Genomic DNA, 17,223 nt, shown 5'->3' on the forward strand with positions numbered 1-17,223 from the left:
TTGCTGATAAGTCAATAAAAAGTGGGAGATGATTAAAACTCCCACTTTTTATGACTTCTTAATGACCTTTAAATCGCAGCAACCGCAGGGCGTTTAAAGTCACAAGTACCGTGGCTCCCGTATCGGCAAGCACCGCTATCCAAAGCCCAGTCACCCCAAAAATAGTGGTTATTAAAAAGATACCTTTTAATCCAAGGGCAATAATGACGTTTTGATGAATGTTGTTCATGGTTGACCGTGACAGCGCGACCAAATGCGCCACATCTTTGATTTGGCTTTTAAGCAGGGCAATGTCTGCCGTTTCAATCGCCACATCGGTGCCGCCGCTCATCGCAATGCCAACGTTAGCCGCGCTAAGCGCTGGCGCATCATTAATACCATCGCCGACCATAGCAATTTTGACGCTCGCTTTCATGTCATTTAATAGCCGCAATTTGTCCTCGGGCAGCAGCTCGGCTTGCCAGTCGATGTTCAAATCATGAGCCAATGCTTTTGCCGTTCGCTTGTTATCGCCGGTAAGCATCACTGAATTGACCCCCATGGCTTTGAGCTGAGCGATGCCTAACTTTGCGTCCGCTCGCAGCTCATCACGAAGGGCGATAAGTCCAAGAGTGTCACGGCTATTTTTATCAAATAATACCGAAACGGTTTTGCCTTCATCTTGAAGCTTGGCAATTTGTTCTTGTTGAGCCTCTGACAGTTGCGCATTATTAGCAGCATAAATGGGTGAACCAATCACAAGCAGGCGCCCATCAACCACCGCTTGAACGGCTTTTCCGGCAACCGCTTTACTATCAGTTGCCGCCGGAATGGCAAGGTTTTCGGCTTCAGCCTTGGCAACGATGGCCTTTGCTAACGGGTGGCTTGAACCGAACTCCACACTGGCAAATAGGGCTAAAACTTCATTTTTATTTGTTAACTGTTCATTAAACGCCACAACATCGGTCACTTTTGGTTTGCCTTCGGTGAGCGTTCCAGTTTTATCAAAGACGATTTTGTTAACTTTGCCAATAGTTTCAAGCGCGCTACCGCCTTTAATGAGCAGCCCTCGGCGCGTGGCAACAGCAAGCCCTGACGCAATTGCTGCAGGCGTCGACAGCATCAGCGCGCAAGGACAAGCAATTAACAATAGCGTCAATCCACGATACCACCAAGTCCCCCAAGCTTGTGCTAAAATGAGCGGCGGGACAACAATCACCAGCATTGAGATCACCATCACCGCAGGGGTGTAATAGTGACTAAAGCGCTCAATAAAGCGTGCGGTGGGCGCTTTTGACAGTTGCGCGTGCTCAACTAGCTCAATAATTCGCGAAATGGTATTGTCCGTCGCTGTTTTAATAACGCGAACTTGAAGCGTGCCGTCAGCGTTGATTGACCCTGCAAACACCTCATCGCCGCAAGTTTTTGCCACCGGAATTGACTCTCCAGTAATCGGCGACTCATCAAGGCTTGAGCTGCCGCTCACAATCACGCCATCCGCCGGAACTTTATCCCCTGCCCGAACCAAAACCACATCGTCAATCGCCAATGAGTCAGCCAAAACTTCCCGCTGATTGCCATGCTCATCAATTAAAATCGTCGACTTTGGCATTAACGCAGACAAGGCTTTAATTCCGGCGCGAGCATGGTTTGCCGCCACGCTTTCAAGCAGCTCGCCTACAGAAAATAAGAAGACCACTGCCGCCGCCTCTTCTGCTGCGCCAATAAGCAGCGCGCCAATCGCTGCAATTGACATGAGCATTTCAATGGAAAACGGTGACCCCGATAACGCCAAAGCCACGGCTTTTCGAGCAAATGGAATCACCCCGATGACAACCGCCGCCGTAAATAGCCAATTGCCGTAATTGGGTAATAACATCGCTAAAAGATAAGCGGTACCCATCAGCAGCCCAACACCGATAACCTGCTTTGCCTTTTTCGACTGCCACCAGCGTTTTGGCTTTGGTAATACGGCGTTTTCATCGTTTGGCAAACTTGGCTCAGCATTTACCGAAATCCCAAAGCCAAGGCTTTTAATCGTTTTTTCAATGTCGGCAGGCGTTGTTGTCGCATTTGGAGCAACGTCAACCTCAAGCTTTCCGGTAGTAAAATTCAGCTGAATATTGGCGACGCCTGACAGACGCATCAGCGCGTTTTTTATTTTGCCAACGCAGCTTGGACAGTCCATACCTTCGATGTGATATTGCATGACTATTCTCCTTAAATAAGTTCAGTATTAACCCTGAAGTGGCTTTAGGGTCAAGCGCTTTTTATCCTCCTTTTTAACAAAATTTACGTTTCAAACTTGCAAACGCTATAGTAGCTTTAGGTTAACTATGAATGCTCAACAAAAAGGTTTAACAGGACATGACCATACTTATTAAAATTGGAGAATTGGCAAAGCTTAGCGAAACGACGGTTGAAACCATTCGCTATTATGAAAAAGAACAGCTGTTGCCAATTGCGATTCGTAGCGCGGGCAACTATCGGCTGTATAACGCATCGCATATCGAGCGGCTACAGTTTATTTTGCACTGCCGAGCACTTGATTTAACGCTAGCTGAAATTCGGATTTTGCTTGAGTATTGGGATAACCCAAACAAGGATTGCGGCAATGTAAACCGCTTGATTGATGCGCACATTCATGCCGTTAAGGTAAAAATGAACAAGCTTTCGCAGCTTAAATGCCATCTGACGGCTCTGCGAGAGCAATGCAATCAAGAAGCAGATGCGAAAAGCTGTGGCATATTAAACGCGCTTGCGGACAGCTCTTGTCACGAGTGAGGACTGTTTATTTTTATAATACCAAAGCCGATTTTCGTCCTGTTGCCGTGGCAATCTATTGTGATTTACAATATTGTCGTATTTTGTTTAATATTTTACCTTAACAGTCGCTATAACCACTGGAAGCTCACAAATGACCTCACTGCCAAGTTTTATTCAACCTCTTTATAGCGACAACCAACATAGTAAGCAAGGGGGCGTTCAAAACCCTGTTGAAGCTTCCGCCCTGACCTCAACCACTTCAAAAACGCCAAGCAGCTTGGCAGAGTTTTTACACGTCAATAGCCTGCAAGATTTAAGTCACTTGACCGCAGCCGCTCAGCCGTCTGAGCTGTTAACGTTATTAGACCAAGACCAAAAAACACTTTGGCTGGATTTAGAAATTGACCCAAAATCGCAAACCTTAATTGATGGCGCGTTTTTGGTAGATGACTGCTACTGGCAATTTGATGCCAAGCAGTTTTCCAAGCAAGCGGTCATCATTTATCATTTGCTTGATAAAGCGACCTATTTGGGCGGTCATCATATTCTTGAATTTGATTTGCCGCAGTTAATTCGGCTTTTAAGCCAAGCGTTGATAGATTTTGGCAGTGAGCATCAGCTACTTGCCCAAAAGCTAAATTTGCCTGAAACCCTAACCAACTGGCAGGCTAAAGCTTGGGACACGCTAGTGTTAAGCTGCCTTTTGATTCCGCATCAGCCAAGTCATGCTTTAGCCAAGCTTTATAAAGCCAAAAGTGACTATAACCATCCGGTGCTTGACTGCATTGAAAGCCGCTGCGTTTTTCAGCTTTGCGCCCTATCGTGGCAACAGCTTTCAAGCAATTTGCAAATTTTATTGCATAAACTACTGCCGCAGTTAGCCGTCCTTAATGAGCGCAGTCATCACCATTATTTTGCCATTGATAAAGACAATATTTTTGATATTGATGCGATATTTGATGAATTGCCTTTAGGAAATAATCAAGCGCTAAATCAGTTACTAACCCAATGTCTGACTCAAGCACCAACCCAAACTATTGATGGCAAAACCGAAACTAATTTTCCGGCGCGGCTTTGGCAATATCTTGGCATTGCGGCGTTTATCAATTGGCTTCGATACTTTGATAAGCCGCAAGCGCGCAGACCCGTTTGGCTTGGCAAACATCCGCACCATCGCGGCTATTTTGGTAAGGCAGAAACCGCGTTTTGGCAACTTGATTCGCCAAGTGAAGCTTGGATTAATACTCAAGCCGATTACTTTTTTGGCTTTCAAGCACTTCGCGGCGGTCAGATGTCGATTGTTAAAGCCGTTCTTGCTAACGAGGACATTCCGCTAGGTATCCTGCCAACGGGCGGCGGCAAAAGTTTAACCTTTCAATTGCCTGCGCTGATTTTAAGCAAATATCAGCGCAAATTGACCGTTATTATCTCACCGCTTAAAGCGCTCATCGAAGACCAAGTGGTCAATTTGCACGCCAGTGTCCCCGATTATGCAAGCCGCGTGGCATATTTGACCTCGGGGCAGTCGCCGCAAGCGCAAAAGGATATTCTCGATGGCATTTGGCATGGCGATATTGATATTATATTTTTAAGCCCTGAGCGCCTGCGAACGCATGGCATCCGGCAGCTGCTGAAAAACCGACCGCCGGCGTTTTGGGTGCTTGATGAGGCGCACACGCTGAGCCAATGGGGCACTGATTTTCGACCGGATTTTTTGCGGATTGCTGACCACATGATGGCATGCTATAGCGATGAGCTAAAATTGCATTTTCAACAGCAATTAGACAACCGCAAAAGCAATCAAAATAACGCGCAATTTGATATGTTAGGCGATAATTCAACTCAAGAAACGCCTGATTTTATCCCGCCAACCATTAGCCTTGTGACCGCAACCGCTTCCGCTCGCGTCAAAGAGGATTTGGAAAGCGAGATTGTTGACAAACTTGCCGCGCTCACCGATGACAAAGCCTTAACCCAATACGGAACGCCCATTGATAAGCTAAAAATTTGGCGTGAGGACATCACTACACATTTTCAAGAAGTTGCCAAAGATGACCGTGAAGCAGTGATTTATCAAATTTTGCTTGAGCGTAAAGCTTGGTTTGAAAATGAATATCCTGAAACTCCCGAAAAAGGCGTGGCGCTCGTTTACCTTCGTAACCGCGATGGCTGCGACCAATTTGCCGAGGACTTTGCCAAACAAGGCTTAAAGGCGGCGTCTTATCATTCAAAATTGAGCGATTCGCAAAAAAAGAGCGTCCTTGAAAAGTTTAAAAACGATGAGCTTGACGTGGTAGTTTGCACCAACGCTTTTGGTATGGGAATCGACAAACAAGGCATTCATACCGTCATCCATAGCGGTCCTCCTAACAATCTTGAGTCGTACATTCAAGAAATTGGGCGCGCCGCTCGCAAAGACTTTGAAATGGGCGCCGCGTATTTGCTGTGGTCAGAAGCTGACATTGCTCAGTTGTTTTTGCATGAGCGCAAATCGCGGATTCCAAATACCAATACGCTAAAGGATTGTTGGACGGCAATCAGACCGGTGCTAAACAAGCCTTCCCAAGACCAATGGTTTCCAAGCAGCGCTTTAACCTCAATCCTTGCGCCCGACGGCGACACCGAGCAGCTCAATACCCAAATTAGAGTGGCGCTATTGGCGCTTGAGCGCTATGGGCTGCTGACTGAAAAAGAGCAGCAACCGGCTTGGGTCAGCATTAAACTTGCTAACACCGCGCCTGCCAGTAGCCAAACTAAAATTGCAAGGCTTTACGCTCAGCTCAAGCAGCTTGCTGACGACCCGATAGCAGAAAATGATGATTTTAACAAAAAAAGTAACGACGGTCTGACCCATTATCACTTGCCTGAGCTTGCCGTTGCCCTTGGTTACTCGGTCAAAGAACTGCTTAACCTGCTTCGCGAATTGGTCAATCAAGGTTATGCCCAGTGGCAAGTTATCGTTCGCATTCGCCTTAAATTCACCCACCGCTATTTAAAAAGCGAATTTAACCGCTGCCGCCGTATTATCAGCGCCCTTGAGGACTGTTTGGCAAGCAATTACGGTACGTTAGCAACTGACGATATCAGCGCCACTCAAACCGTTCAGCTGAACACCAAAGCCCTAGATAATTGGCTCACTCAGCAGCGTCACAATTTAACGTGCCGTCAGCATATTTTGCCGATGTTTCGCGCCCTTGGTATTTTAAAAATCCGCAACCACAGCAAAACCCAAGTGTTTGTTTCCTCAACCAATCAAGTCAAAATGTGGCAAACTAATGAAGACCGTGCAGACAACTGGCAAAACTGGCTTGATTTTGCCAAAATCCTGGTTGATGACTTAACGCCGTTATTTGAAGATGAGCTACTGCCCGCCCTTCCCGACCAAAAAGATGGCGACAGCCGCGATTTTAATTTAGAAAAGCTGTCTTATCAGCTAAAGCGCGACCCTGACACGGTATTATCCCAGCTTGAAACCTTGCAGCGCTTAGAGCTGATTGAACTTAGCCGCTTAGATGATGCTCAAGATGCGATATTTTTTGTCGGTCGGCATCATAAGCCCATTTCAAAATATCACGAAACGGCGTATCAGTATTTGCAAGCGCATTATCAAGACCGCTGCGCCCGAATTCATATGCTCAACTTTTGGCTTCATGCCGACAGCCCAACGCAAAAGGCGCTGATTGAGGATTATTTTAGCAAGCCGCTCGCTGACGTTATCCACTGCTATATTCCAAAAGATGTGGATGTCAATAAGCCGTATATTAAAGACTACGCTAAACAAATTTTGCCCGAATTTTTTAGTGATACTCAAACAAAAATCGTCAAAGAAACCAGTCGAGCGGCGATGGTGCTTGCAGGTCCCGGTTCAGGTAAAACTACCGTCGTCGTTCACCGCGTTGCTTATTTATTGATGATTGAGGAAATCAAACCTGAAAAAATCCTCATTTTGGCGTATAACCGCTTGGCAGTTAGCGAGCTAAAATCAAGGCTTCATGCCCTTATCGGTCATCATGCGATTGGCGTTACCATTCAAACCTTTCATGGGCTTGCGCGGCAAATCACCGGAATGAGCGAAAAAGATGCCACAGATACCGCTCTTGAGGAGATTGCCGCGCGAATTTCGCACTTAAACCAAGAAAAAAACACACAAAAACGCCGCGACAATGCCCGCTATCAGTGGCTGATTGAAGAAGCCATCGTGCAATTGCAAGAGCGACCGCAGCATTTTCAATATATTATGGTCGATGAATTTCAAGACATTGACGAATATCAATATGAAATGATTGGGCTGCTTGCTGATTTGCAAAAAGAGGAAACAGAAGATAACGAGCAAAATTTTGAGCGGACTATCAATGATAAAGACGCGGATAATTTTGACCAACGCGGCTATTTGATGGTTGTTGGCGACGATGACCAAAATTTATATGCTTTTCGCGGCGCAAGTATCAAATACATTCAGCAATTTGAAAACAATTATCATATCAATTCTCAGCAAAAATATTATCTGCTTGATAACTATAGGAGCGCGGACAACATTGTCAGCTTTGCCAATGACTTTATTGCACAGGCGCTGCCAAGTCAAGAGCGCCTAAAGCAAGCTGAGCATAGCGTCAAGGTCACGCAAGCGTACCCAAACCAAGCCATCCGCTACGGTATTTTTCGGCAACCTCGCGGCATCGATATGGCAGCGTTTATTGCCTCAGATATTAAAAATCGGCTAGAAAATCCGGCTAGCAATGCCGAAACCATCGCCATTCTTGCACCAAAATGGTCGCAGTTTGATGCCATTCAGCACTATTTGGAAGCCCAAAACATCAGCAGTCAGCACTTTAATGAAAGCGAGCAGGTTATTCCCATTAATAGCTTTATTGGTCAGGCACTTTTTAAACATTTAAGCCAAAATCGTTTAACGGTTATTGATGGTAAGGTTTGCGACTTTTTGGAAAATTGGCGCATTGAAAACGGTTTTACCCATTTAGACAAAGCTTGGGAGGCGCTACTTCATCGGACGCAAACTTTGCAAGACGTCACGTATGAGCAATTGCTTCAAGCGCTTGATAGCCTACTTTATGATGACAAAACCCAAGTTATTTTAATCACTTATCACAGCGCCAAAGGCATGGAATTTGACCACGTTTACGTTATTGATGAGCAAAATCCAAATGACAACAGCCACGACCGAGCGCTGTATGTGGCATTAACTCGCGCCAAACAAAGCCTCATACTATTTCAGCATTATAAAAACCATCATCCGGTTCTCGCCAAAATCGCAAAAAGCCATACCGAACAAATCAATTTACCTGCCGTTCCCAAACCGGACTGTCTAAGCTTTCATCGCTTTTTGCATTTAGATGAACTTATATTAACGCCGCGTGACTTGGTCAGTGATGACGGCAGAGCGTTTGTCGAAAAGGTATTTTGTAGCAATCATTGGGCGCAAAATCGCGCTCATATAAAAGGCGTATTTCAGGTTCAACGCTGCAAAGAGAGAGTTAAAAATTACGGTTTTCACTCAAATAAAGGTCAGCTGATTGCTCAATTTTCTGGCAACTTTGCCCAAAAATACGCTACAAATGGTCAAGGTAATTCACGCTTGTCAATGACCGGATTTACCACCATGCTATATTATCAGCAAGATTTGACTTGGTATGCGAGGGCGGGCTATTCAGGAAATGAAACGACGCATTATTTAATTATTCCTTATGTTAAATTTAGTGTGCCGTTTTAAAGGTTAAAGGCGTTATGACAAATTTTAAAACGAGCCGCCGTTTCTTTTTTATCGTTATTTTAGGCACTTTTATAATCGTACTTACTATCCTTTTATGGTTAAAAAATCATGACACCTTGCCAAAACCTGAGCCAACCGCTATCAAGAACAGTTTAAATCACGATGTCAAATCACCGTTAAATATATCAGGCTACGCCTTCCCTATCACAGCAATTGAAGCTAAAAACTTAGTCAAAACTATAAATCCAGATAACGGCGCCGAATACATCAGCATCGATAACAGCAGCTTACCTATAGATGAAATCAACAGCTTAAAACGTAATTTTGACAATTTAAAACAATTTGGCAGTTTTAGTGGCGGCAAAATGACGCATGAGTTTGCGCAAACCACTTATTTTAGATGGGCGCTGCTAAAAAATGGCGGTTTAAACCATATTTTGGCAAAGCTAAATTTTACGCCCATTGATATTGGCACGCTGCTTGGTGAGGACTTTAAGCTGATTGGCGCGGATTACTCAGGAGCATTTAATAAGGGTAAATTCAACTCTATTTTTCAGTCTTACGAAAGCCGCAGCGGTAAAAAAGTTGAAATCAACGAGATGTATTTAAACCCTGAAAATAACGTTAGGCTGACCATTTATAGTGAAAGCATAAACTTTGATTTGCTCAGTCATCCTGCGACGTTTCAACAGTTAACAAGTGCGGATGATAAAGATATTTTTGATTTAGATTTTAATATAAATAAGAGAGCTTTTTCAATCAGCTCAGAAGGCTTGAGTTATGATGAGTTTTGGCAATTGGCGGTAAAAATTGTAAAAGCTGCTGAGGAAAATCCGCTTTAAAGGTTGCCTTTTAATAAAAAATACTTTGCCTTGACCATTTTTCAAAATTTGCGCCCATAATTAAGCCCTAATTTATAACTTCTGTAACTTATGTTATCAATGTAATTAAATGCTATGATTCTGCCTTGATATTATATACCCTTTTAGCATTAAGGATTTAAATTTTATAATTATTGAAATTTTGAGGGATAAGCTCAGTCAAGGAAGGTAGCTATGATTAAGGATTTACAGATTTTTAAAAGGCAAGAAAGATTTCAAGGCTCAAGATTAGCATTAAGCCTGCTGTTAGGGGTCAGCGCTTTAACCCTTACCGCTTGCGATAAAACGCAGCCGCCTGTGAAGAACGAAACCGAAAATCAGACTAAGACCACTTCTGATTCGAGCAAACAAAACAACGGCGAGCTTCCCGTCATCGACGCAGTTTTAACCCAAGCGCCCAATGTGCCGCCGCCGATTAACCGAGATTATCCGGCAAAGGTTATCGTGAAAATGGAAACGGTCGAAAAAGTCATGCGCCTTGCCGATGGCGTTGAGTATGATTTTTGGACGTTTGGCGGTCAAGTTCCGGGACAATTTATTCGCATCCGTGAAGGCGATGAGGTCGAGTTTCATTTATCCAACCACCCTGATTCAAAAATGCCGCATAACATTGATTTACATGCGGTGACCGGCGCAGGCGGCGGCGCGGCGTCCTCGCTGACTTCCCCTGGTCACACCTCAGAATTCAGCTTTAAAGCGCTCAACCCAGGGCTTTACGTGTATCACTGCGCCACCGCCCCTGTGGGAATGCACATTGCAAACGGTATGTACGGTCTGATTTTGGTTGAGCCAAAGGAAGGACTTCCCAAAGTTGACCGTGAATACTACGTGATGCAGGGCGACTTTTATACCAAAGGCGGTTACGGCGAAAAAGGGCTGCAACCCTTTGATATGGATAAAGCGGTGGCTGAAAATCCGGACTACGTTGTCTTTAACGGCGCAGTTGGCGCGCTCACCGGTAAAAATGCGCTAAAAGCCAAGGTTGGCGAGACTGTCCGCTTGTTCGTTGGTAATGGCGGCCCAAATTTAATTTCCTCATTCCACGTCATCGGCGAGATTTTTGATAAGGTGAATATCGAGGGCGGAACGGTGGAAAACCATAACGTTCAGACCACTTTGATTCCCTCAGGCGGCGCGGCGATTACGGAATTTAAAACCGACGTTCCAGGTGAATACGTTTTGGTTGACCATTCTATTTTTCGCGCCTTTAACAAAGGGGCGCTTGGCATTTTGCAAGTTGATGGCAAAGAAGATAAGCGCATTTATTCAGGAAAAACCCGTGAAAGCGTTTATTTACCTGAAGGCTCAGCGACGCAAAGTATCCCAACAGCGGATGCACCTCCCCAAAAAGTTGCCGCAAATAAGCAAGAGCGCATCCAAATGGGCGAGTCGGTTTATAAGAGTAACTGCGCCGCGTGCCATCAGCTTGACGGCTTGGGCGTTCCAAAAGCCTTCCCACCGCTTGCAAAGTCGGACTACTTGGCAAAAGACCCGAAGCGCGCCATCAACGCCATTTTATACGGACTTCAAGGCAAAATCACCGTCAACGGCGAGGAATATGACAGCATCATGCCTGCCGTTGCTTTAGATGATGAAAAAATCGCCAACGTCGTGACCTATGTTATCAACACTTGGGGCAACAATGGCGGCGAAGTGACCCCTGATCAGGTCAAAGCCGCTCGCAAATAGACGGTCAACCGGTTATTATTAAACAGTAGTCAACGGTTATTTTAAAACCATAAAACTAAAATAAGGAACAATAATGAAGCCGCAAATTATCCCAAGCCATTATAAAATCAAGCGCTCAACGCATTTTTTTACCAAAGATAAAGTGCCAAAAGCGCTATTGACCCATCACAATACCGCTGAGGGCGTGTTTGGGCAAATCTGCGTGATGCAAGGCACGGTAACCTTTTATGGCTTTGCCGATGAAGCCGCTACCGAACCTGAACAAACTATCGTGATTCACGCTGGCGAGTTTGCCGTCAGTCCGCCGCAATATTGGCACCGCGTTGAATTAAGCGACGATGCTCAGTTTAATATTAATTTTTGGACGGAAGGCGAAACCGAAAACAAATCGCTATTTAACAGCTCAAAAATTCATAATAAGCCGATTAATGCGCTGTTTGATGAGCAAAAATAAGTTTTTTTAAACGCTAAATATCAAAGGCACGGTACTAGAACACCGGTCGTAACGCGCGACCCAAAAAAAGGGCGTCAAAACCCTTTTTTTGCACTATTTAAAAACTTGCAATAAAATCAATAAGTTATACCAAGGCAAAAAATAGAGGGTAAAATAAGGGTTTTTGCCCTTGATGCTTTGGTATTACTGACTTTTTTGAGGTATAATTCCTCTTTCCCACCGCATAGGTGGCTTAGAAAAAGCCCAGTAAAGCGCGTGTCCCAAACAAAGTCTTTCCCACCGCATAGGTGGCTTAGAAAATTGCTTAGCGATTTCGGCCGTAGGATTAAACCTTTCCCACCGCATAGGTGGCTTAGAAAGCTAGGCGGCTAAAATACTCTCTGAGCTTGAGCTTTCCCACCGCATAGGTGGCTTAGAAAAAGCAAGAAACCACTAAAACCGATGACAAAGACTTTCCCACCGCATAGGTGGCTTAGAAAAAATTACAGTAAGAACGACAACAACAAAATCTCTTTCCCACCGCATAGGTGGCTTAGAAAACTTGAGAAGCTGCCTGGCACTGATGGGTATGCTTTCCCACCGCATAGGTGGCTTAGAAATATTACGCGCGACCCCTATAGCGCTTCCGATGCTTTCCCACCGCATAGGTGGCTTAGAAATTGATGGCTTAGACAGTCACGCCATTGCACACCTTTCCCACCGCATAGGTGGCTTAGAAAAAGCGCAGGATTCCCGTCTGTGACGGCGGCGGCTTTCCCACCGCATAGGTGGCTTAGAAAGTTGACGCCGTACACCAAGCAAACTATTCAAACTTTCCCACCGCATAGGTGGCTTAGAAAACGACCGGCAACCCACACAAAACCCAATGCGCCTTTCCCACCGCATAGGTGGCTTAGAAAAATAAAATAAAAACCGGTTTTGCCGGCCCATGCTTTCCCACCGCATAGGTGGCTTAGAAACAAGGTGATGCGCTTAGGCACACCGGTACCGCCTTTCCCACCGCATAGGTGGCTTAGAAATAAATTCCAGTAGTTTATTCGGTCGCTAAGCACTTTCCCACCGCATAGGTGGCTTAGAAAGCTTTGGCGTAACGTCAGCCAGTCTTCACGACCTTTCCCACCGCATAGGTGGCTTAGAAAAAACGTCAGCTGCTTTCGCACCTGCTCCCGCGCTTTCCCACCGCATAGGTGGCTTAGAAAACGACAAAAAAAACTGAACCGCAAATTCCTAACTTTCCCACCGCATAGGTGGCTTAGAAATTTTGGTATCAAGACGCATGGGATAGCGCAAACTTTCCCACCGCATAGGTGGCTTAGAAACACGACCCTCGGCTTCGGAGGTCATGAGTCGTCTTTCCCACCGCATAGGTGGCTTAGAAAAAAGACATGGTGTTGCTCAAGTGGTGGCAAATCTTTCCCACCGCATAGGTGGCTTAGAAATGACCGATATTGACGCACTTGCCGATAGCAATCTTTCCCACCGCATAGGTGGCTTAGAAATTGGTATCCATTCAATTACATCATCTATTGTTACTTTCCCACCGCATAGGTGGCTTAGAAAATCTGTCTGATAAGGAGTACAATCCCGGCTGCCTTTCCCACCGCATAGGTGGCTTAGAAAACGCGACAGCACGCGGTAATTCGTCGCCGTGACTTTCCCACCGCATAGGTGGCTTAGAAATGCCTTCTTTAAAGCGAACGTTTCCTGACATGCTTTCCCACCGCATAGGTGGCTTAGAAAGATTGTAGCCGATGGGTGTCCCAAACGCTGTCCTTTCCCACCGCATAGGTGGCTTAGAAACGTCAGCAGCGCGCTTGCGCCAATTAAACCTACTTTCCCACCGCATAGGTGGCTTAGAAAAGCATTACAAAAGAAAATACGACTCCTCCCCACTTTCCCACCGCATAGGTGGCTTAGAAAAATAATGGTCGCGCCAATCGCTAAAATGCCAACTTTCCCACCGCATAGGTGGCTTAGAAAAACCGTTTTGACCGTGCGTAACTTCCGTAGCTCTTTCCCACCGCATAGGTGGCTTAGAAATAAACAATTCCACTCCGTTTCATCGTTTGGTCCTTTCCCACCGCATAGGTGGCTTAGAAATAAGCGTTCGGTATTGCCTAACGATTTGGTTTCTTTCCCACCGCATAGGTGGCTTAGAAATATTATTGATGCCATTATTGGCACGCTATCAACTTTCCCACCGCATAGGTGGCTTAGAAAGGCTTCCTCACCTGCAATTGCTTTTAATAAGCCTTTCCCACCGCATAGGTGGCTTAGAAAATTAATTGCAAAATCTACTTTAAAAGGCTCTTCTTTCCCACCGCATAGGTGGCTTAGAAAATGACTTGTTCATGTGCTGCAAGGTTGACCGCCTTTCCCACCGCATAGGTGGCTTAGAAATAAGAACTCTTTGCGCTTAATGAGCCGTTGCCCTTTCCCACCGCATAGGTGGCTTAGAAACTGCAACCAAACCCTGTAGGAGACGCTTCTAGCTTTCCCACCGCATAGGTGGCTTAGAAATTTGAAGCCCGCGCCACTGCACGGACTGGAAACTTTCCCACCGCATAGGTGGCTTAGAAAGATGACGGCGCAGGAAATTTAATTAACGAAAACTTTCCCACCGCATAGGTGGCTTAGAAAGAGGTTCGCCCAGCAGGCAACTCAAAGGTTTGCTTTCCCACCGCATAGGTGGCTTAGAAAAAGTTCGCCATAATGATCCGCATATACATTGGCTTTCCCACCGCATAGGTGGCTTAGAAAAGCTTTCAAACTTATAAACTTCCGGTTTTAGACTTTCCCACCGCATAGGTGGCTTAGAAAGCCCCTAATCGTTGTTGCTTTGGATTCAAACTCTTTCCCACCGCATAGGTGGCTTAGAAATTTAGCTATAATTGCTGCTGTCGGATTATATTCCTTTCCCACCGCATAGGTGGCTTAGAAAGTACAGCGTCGATTTAATCGTTGACGATAAAACTTTCCCACCGCATAGGTGGCTTAGAAAAGAAATTTATGAATGACTTGGGTCATTTTGAGCTTTCCCACCGCATAGGTGGCTTAGAAAAGGCGGATAAAATGATTGGACTGTTGCTTACCCTTTCCCACCGCATAGGTGGCTTAGAAATACAGCCATTACCGCCAGTGACGCAATGGCAACTTTCCCACCGCATAGGTGGCTTAGAAATTACTGCTTTCACTTAATCGGACTCTTTTTTTCTTTCCCACCGCATAGGTGGCTTAGAAACACTTTTACTTTGATGACACGCTCGCCTTTTTCTTTCCCACCGCATAGGTGGCTTAGAAAGCGTCACTTGGCAAGCCGTGACGCGCAATTGACTTTCCCACCGCATAGGTGGCTTAGAAAATCTTTACCAATATCGCCTGATAGCATGAGTCCTTTCCCACCGCATAGGTGGCTTAGAAAAACTCCTCAGCGGCTTTTCGCATCGCGTCTGCCTTTCCCACCGCATAGGTGGCTTAGAAAGCTTACCGTGACACGTTTGCCGCGCGTGAGTTCTTTCCCACCGCATAGGTGGCTTAGAAAATTATCCAAACGCCCTCGCAGTCGGGACAGCGCTTTCCCACCGCATAGGTGGCTTAGAAATCATTAGTTAAAAACACGTTACCGCTATATCTCTTTCCCACCGCATAGGTGGCTTAGAAATCACATGGGCGATTTAAAAGAGTCTTCAGCGACTTTCCCACCGCATAGGTGGCTTAGAAATTTAGTTTCAGTACTTATTAATGCATTTATAATCTTTCCCACCGCATAGGTGGCTTAGAAATACACTTGGCTGACCAAAACTGAGGAGGGCTTCTTTCCCACCGCATAGGTGGCTTAGAAAACATCAACCAGGCTTTCCAAGTCGTCCAAAATCTTTCCCACCGCATAGGTGGCTTAGAAAATTTGTACTGCCAAGCCTTGCACCGCCGCCGTCTTTCCCACCGCATAGGTGGCTTAGAAAAAAGTTGGATTCAAAGCGGCGGTTATGAAAACCTTTCCCACCGCATAGGTGGCTTAGAAATTGTTCGTTAAACAAGCCTGAGTCAGCATACTCTTTCCCACCGCATAGGTGGCTTAGAAAAAATGCGTTTGCAAATATCAGCGCAAACATTTCTTTCCCACCGCATAGGTGGCTTAGAAAAAAAGGTGAGGATAAGCCGATAGAAGTTAGTGCTTTCCCACCGCATAGGTGGCTTAGAAAATAGTGACTAGCTTTTCACGACCCTTATCCAACTTTCCCACCGCATAGGTGGCTTAGAAAATTTATGACGCACACCCTGACGCCAATTCAATCTTTCCCACCGCATAGGTGGCTTAGAAATCAAAAAACCAGCGGCGAAACCTGACCATCTGCTTTCCCACCGCATAGGTGGCTTAGAAATAAAATGTTATGCTCTTTTCTTACCGTTCTAACTTTCCCACCGCATAGGTGGCTTAGAAATTTTTCATAATATAAAGGGTAATAAAGATTCGCTTTCCCACCGCATAGGTGGCTTAGAAAGCTGTCCCATCGTTTGGTCGCGGCAAGTAAGGCTTTCCCACCGCATAGGTGGCTTAGAAATTAGAAGTCAGGCAGTCATTCCGTGCTTTGTGCTTTCCCACCGCATAGGTGGCTTAGAAAGTTTCTGCACCAACGCCATGCCAGTGATTAAACTTTCCCACCGCATAGGTGGCTTAGAAATGATGTGCACGACGAGCAAAGTTACTTATCCATCTTTCCCACCGCATAGGTGGCTTAGAAAGAGGATTAATCGTGACGCCCCTTATTCAAATGCTTTCCCACCGCATAGGTGGCTTAGAAAAAATAACGACCAACGCTAAACCAAAATTTATCCTTTCCCACCGCATAGGTGGCTTAGAAAATCGCCCTTGCTATGTTGGTCTTGACCTTGCCCTTTCCCACCGCATAGGTGGCTTAGAAATTGTCCCAAAGCTTGCGAACTGACACCGTGTTCTTTCCCACCGCATAGGTGGCTTAGAAAGCCCTTGTTGTTTCTATCCCAGATAGTATGCTCTTTCCCACCGCATAGGTGGCTTAGAAAACCCCAAAAGGCGGTAGCGTCTTGCCGTCAACCTTTCCCACCGCATAGGTGGCTTAGAAATTTTACGTCCAAATAGGCGCTGATTAGCGCACCTTTCCCACCGCATAGGTGGCTTAGAAATATTGCCAGTGAGGTTGCTGGCTCGTTTGCAGCTTTCCCACCGCATAGGTGGCTTAGAAAGGTCAATGCCCATCCTCTGATTTTTCTTTCACCTTTCCCACCGCATAGGTGGCTTAGAAAAAGTTCAGGTTCTTGCCAATCTGAGATTGAATCTTTCCCACCGCATAGGTGGCTTAGAAAACGCGCGCTCTGAGTTTAGCAGCTCGCAGATTCTTTCCCACCGCATAGGTGGCTTAGAAAAATGCTGATACGTCGTCTGACAAATCGGCATTCTTTCCCACCGCATAGGTGGCTTAGAAATTCTTTTGACCTTCAAGTAATTGAACTAGATTCTTTCCCACCGCATAGGTGGCTTAGAAAAACCGTCAAAGTAAATATTTAGGGCGTCGTCACTTTCCCACCGCATAGGTGGCTTAGAAATAGCGCCCAATGATAAATAAGGACAATACATCCTTTCCCACCGCATAGGTGGCTTAGAAAACTCGCGACCAACTTCAAACGTTGCTGCAAACCTTTCCCACCGCATAGGTGGCTTAGAAAGTCACGTCGGCGTTCGCTCAGGT

The 17,223-nt window shown here is 45.6% G+C and carries 6 protein-coding genes and 1 CRISPR repeat array (1 of these 7 cut by a window edge); of the genes, 5 read left to right on the plus strand and 1 reads right to left on the minus strand.

Features of this window, described 5'->3' with window-relative positions:
• Positions 1–58: 58 nt before the first annotated feature.
• Complete coding sequence (locus tag ACZ5XY_RS00205; RefSeq protein ID WP_464741853.1) at positions 59–2,188, minus strand: heavy metal translocating P-type ATPase; 2,130 nt, start codon at positions 2,186–2,188, stop codon at positions 59–61.
• A 158-nt stretch (positions 2,189–2,346) separates the two neighbouring features.
• Here ACZ5XY_RS00205 and cadR point away from each other — a divergent pair, with 158 nt between their 5' ends.
• The 5 genes from cadR (at position 2,347) to ACZ5XY_RS00230 (ending at position 11,497) form a co-directional block, all read left to right on the plus strand.
• Positions 2,347–2,763, plus strand: coding sequence for a Cd(II)/Pb(II)-responsive transcriptional regulator (cadR, locus tag ACZ5XY_RS00210; protein WP_464741855.1), 417 nt, complete (start codon positions 2,347–2,349; stop codon positions 2,761–2,763).
• A 133-nt stretch (positions 2,764–2,896) separates the two neighbouring features.
• Positions 2,897–8,473, plus strand: a complete 5,577-nt coding sequence (locus ACZ5XY_RS00215) for a UvrD-helicase domain-containing protein (RefSeq protein ID WP_464741857.1) — start codon at positions 2,897–2,899, stop codon at positions 8,471–8,473.
• 14 nt (positions 8,474–8,487) lie between these two features.
• Positions 8,488–9,315 carry a hypothetical protein gene (locus ACZ5XY_RS00220; RefSeq protein ID WP_464741859.1) on the plus strand — a complete coding sequence of 276 codons (828 nt, stop codon included), beginning with the start codon at positions 8,488–8,490 and terminating at the stop codon, positions 9,313–9,315.
• A gap of 213 nt (positions 9,316–9,528) precedes the next feature.
• Positions 9,529–11,043, plus strand: a complete 1,515-nt coding sequence (gene nirK / locus ACZ5XY_RS00225; RefSeq protein ID WP_464741861.1) for a copper-containing nitrite reductase — start codon at positions 9,529–9,531, stop codon at positions 11,041–11,043.
• 73 nt (positions 11,044–11,116) lie between these two features.
• Positions 11,117–11,497 carry a TehB family protein gene (locus tag ACZ5XY_RS00230; RefSeq protein ID WP_464741863.1) on the plus strand — a complete coding sequence of 127 codons (381 nt, stop codon included), beginning with the start codon at positions 11,117–11,119 and terminating at the stop codon, positions 11,495–11,497.
• 211 nt (positions 11,498–11,708) lie between these two features.
• A CRISPR array of direct repeats spans positions 11,709–17,223; the repeat unit is 28 nt; unit sequence CTTTCCCACCGCATAGGTGGCTTAGAAA (it continues 517 nt past the right edge of the window).

The sequence above is a fragment of the Psychrobacter sp. GTC18467 genome (genome assembly GCF_055397455.1).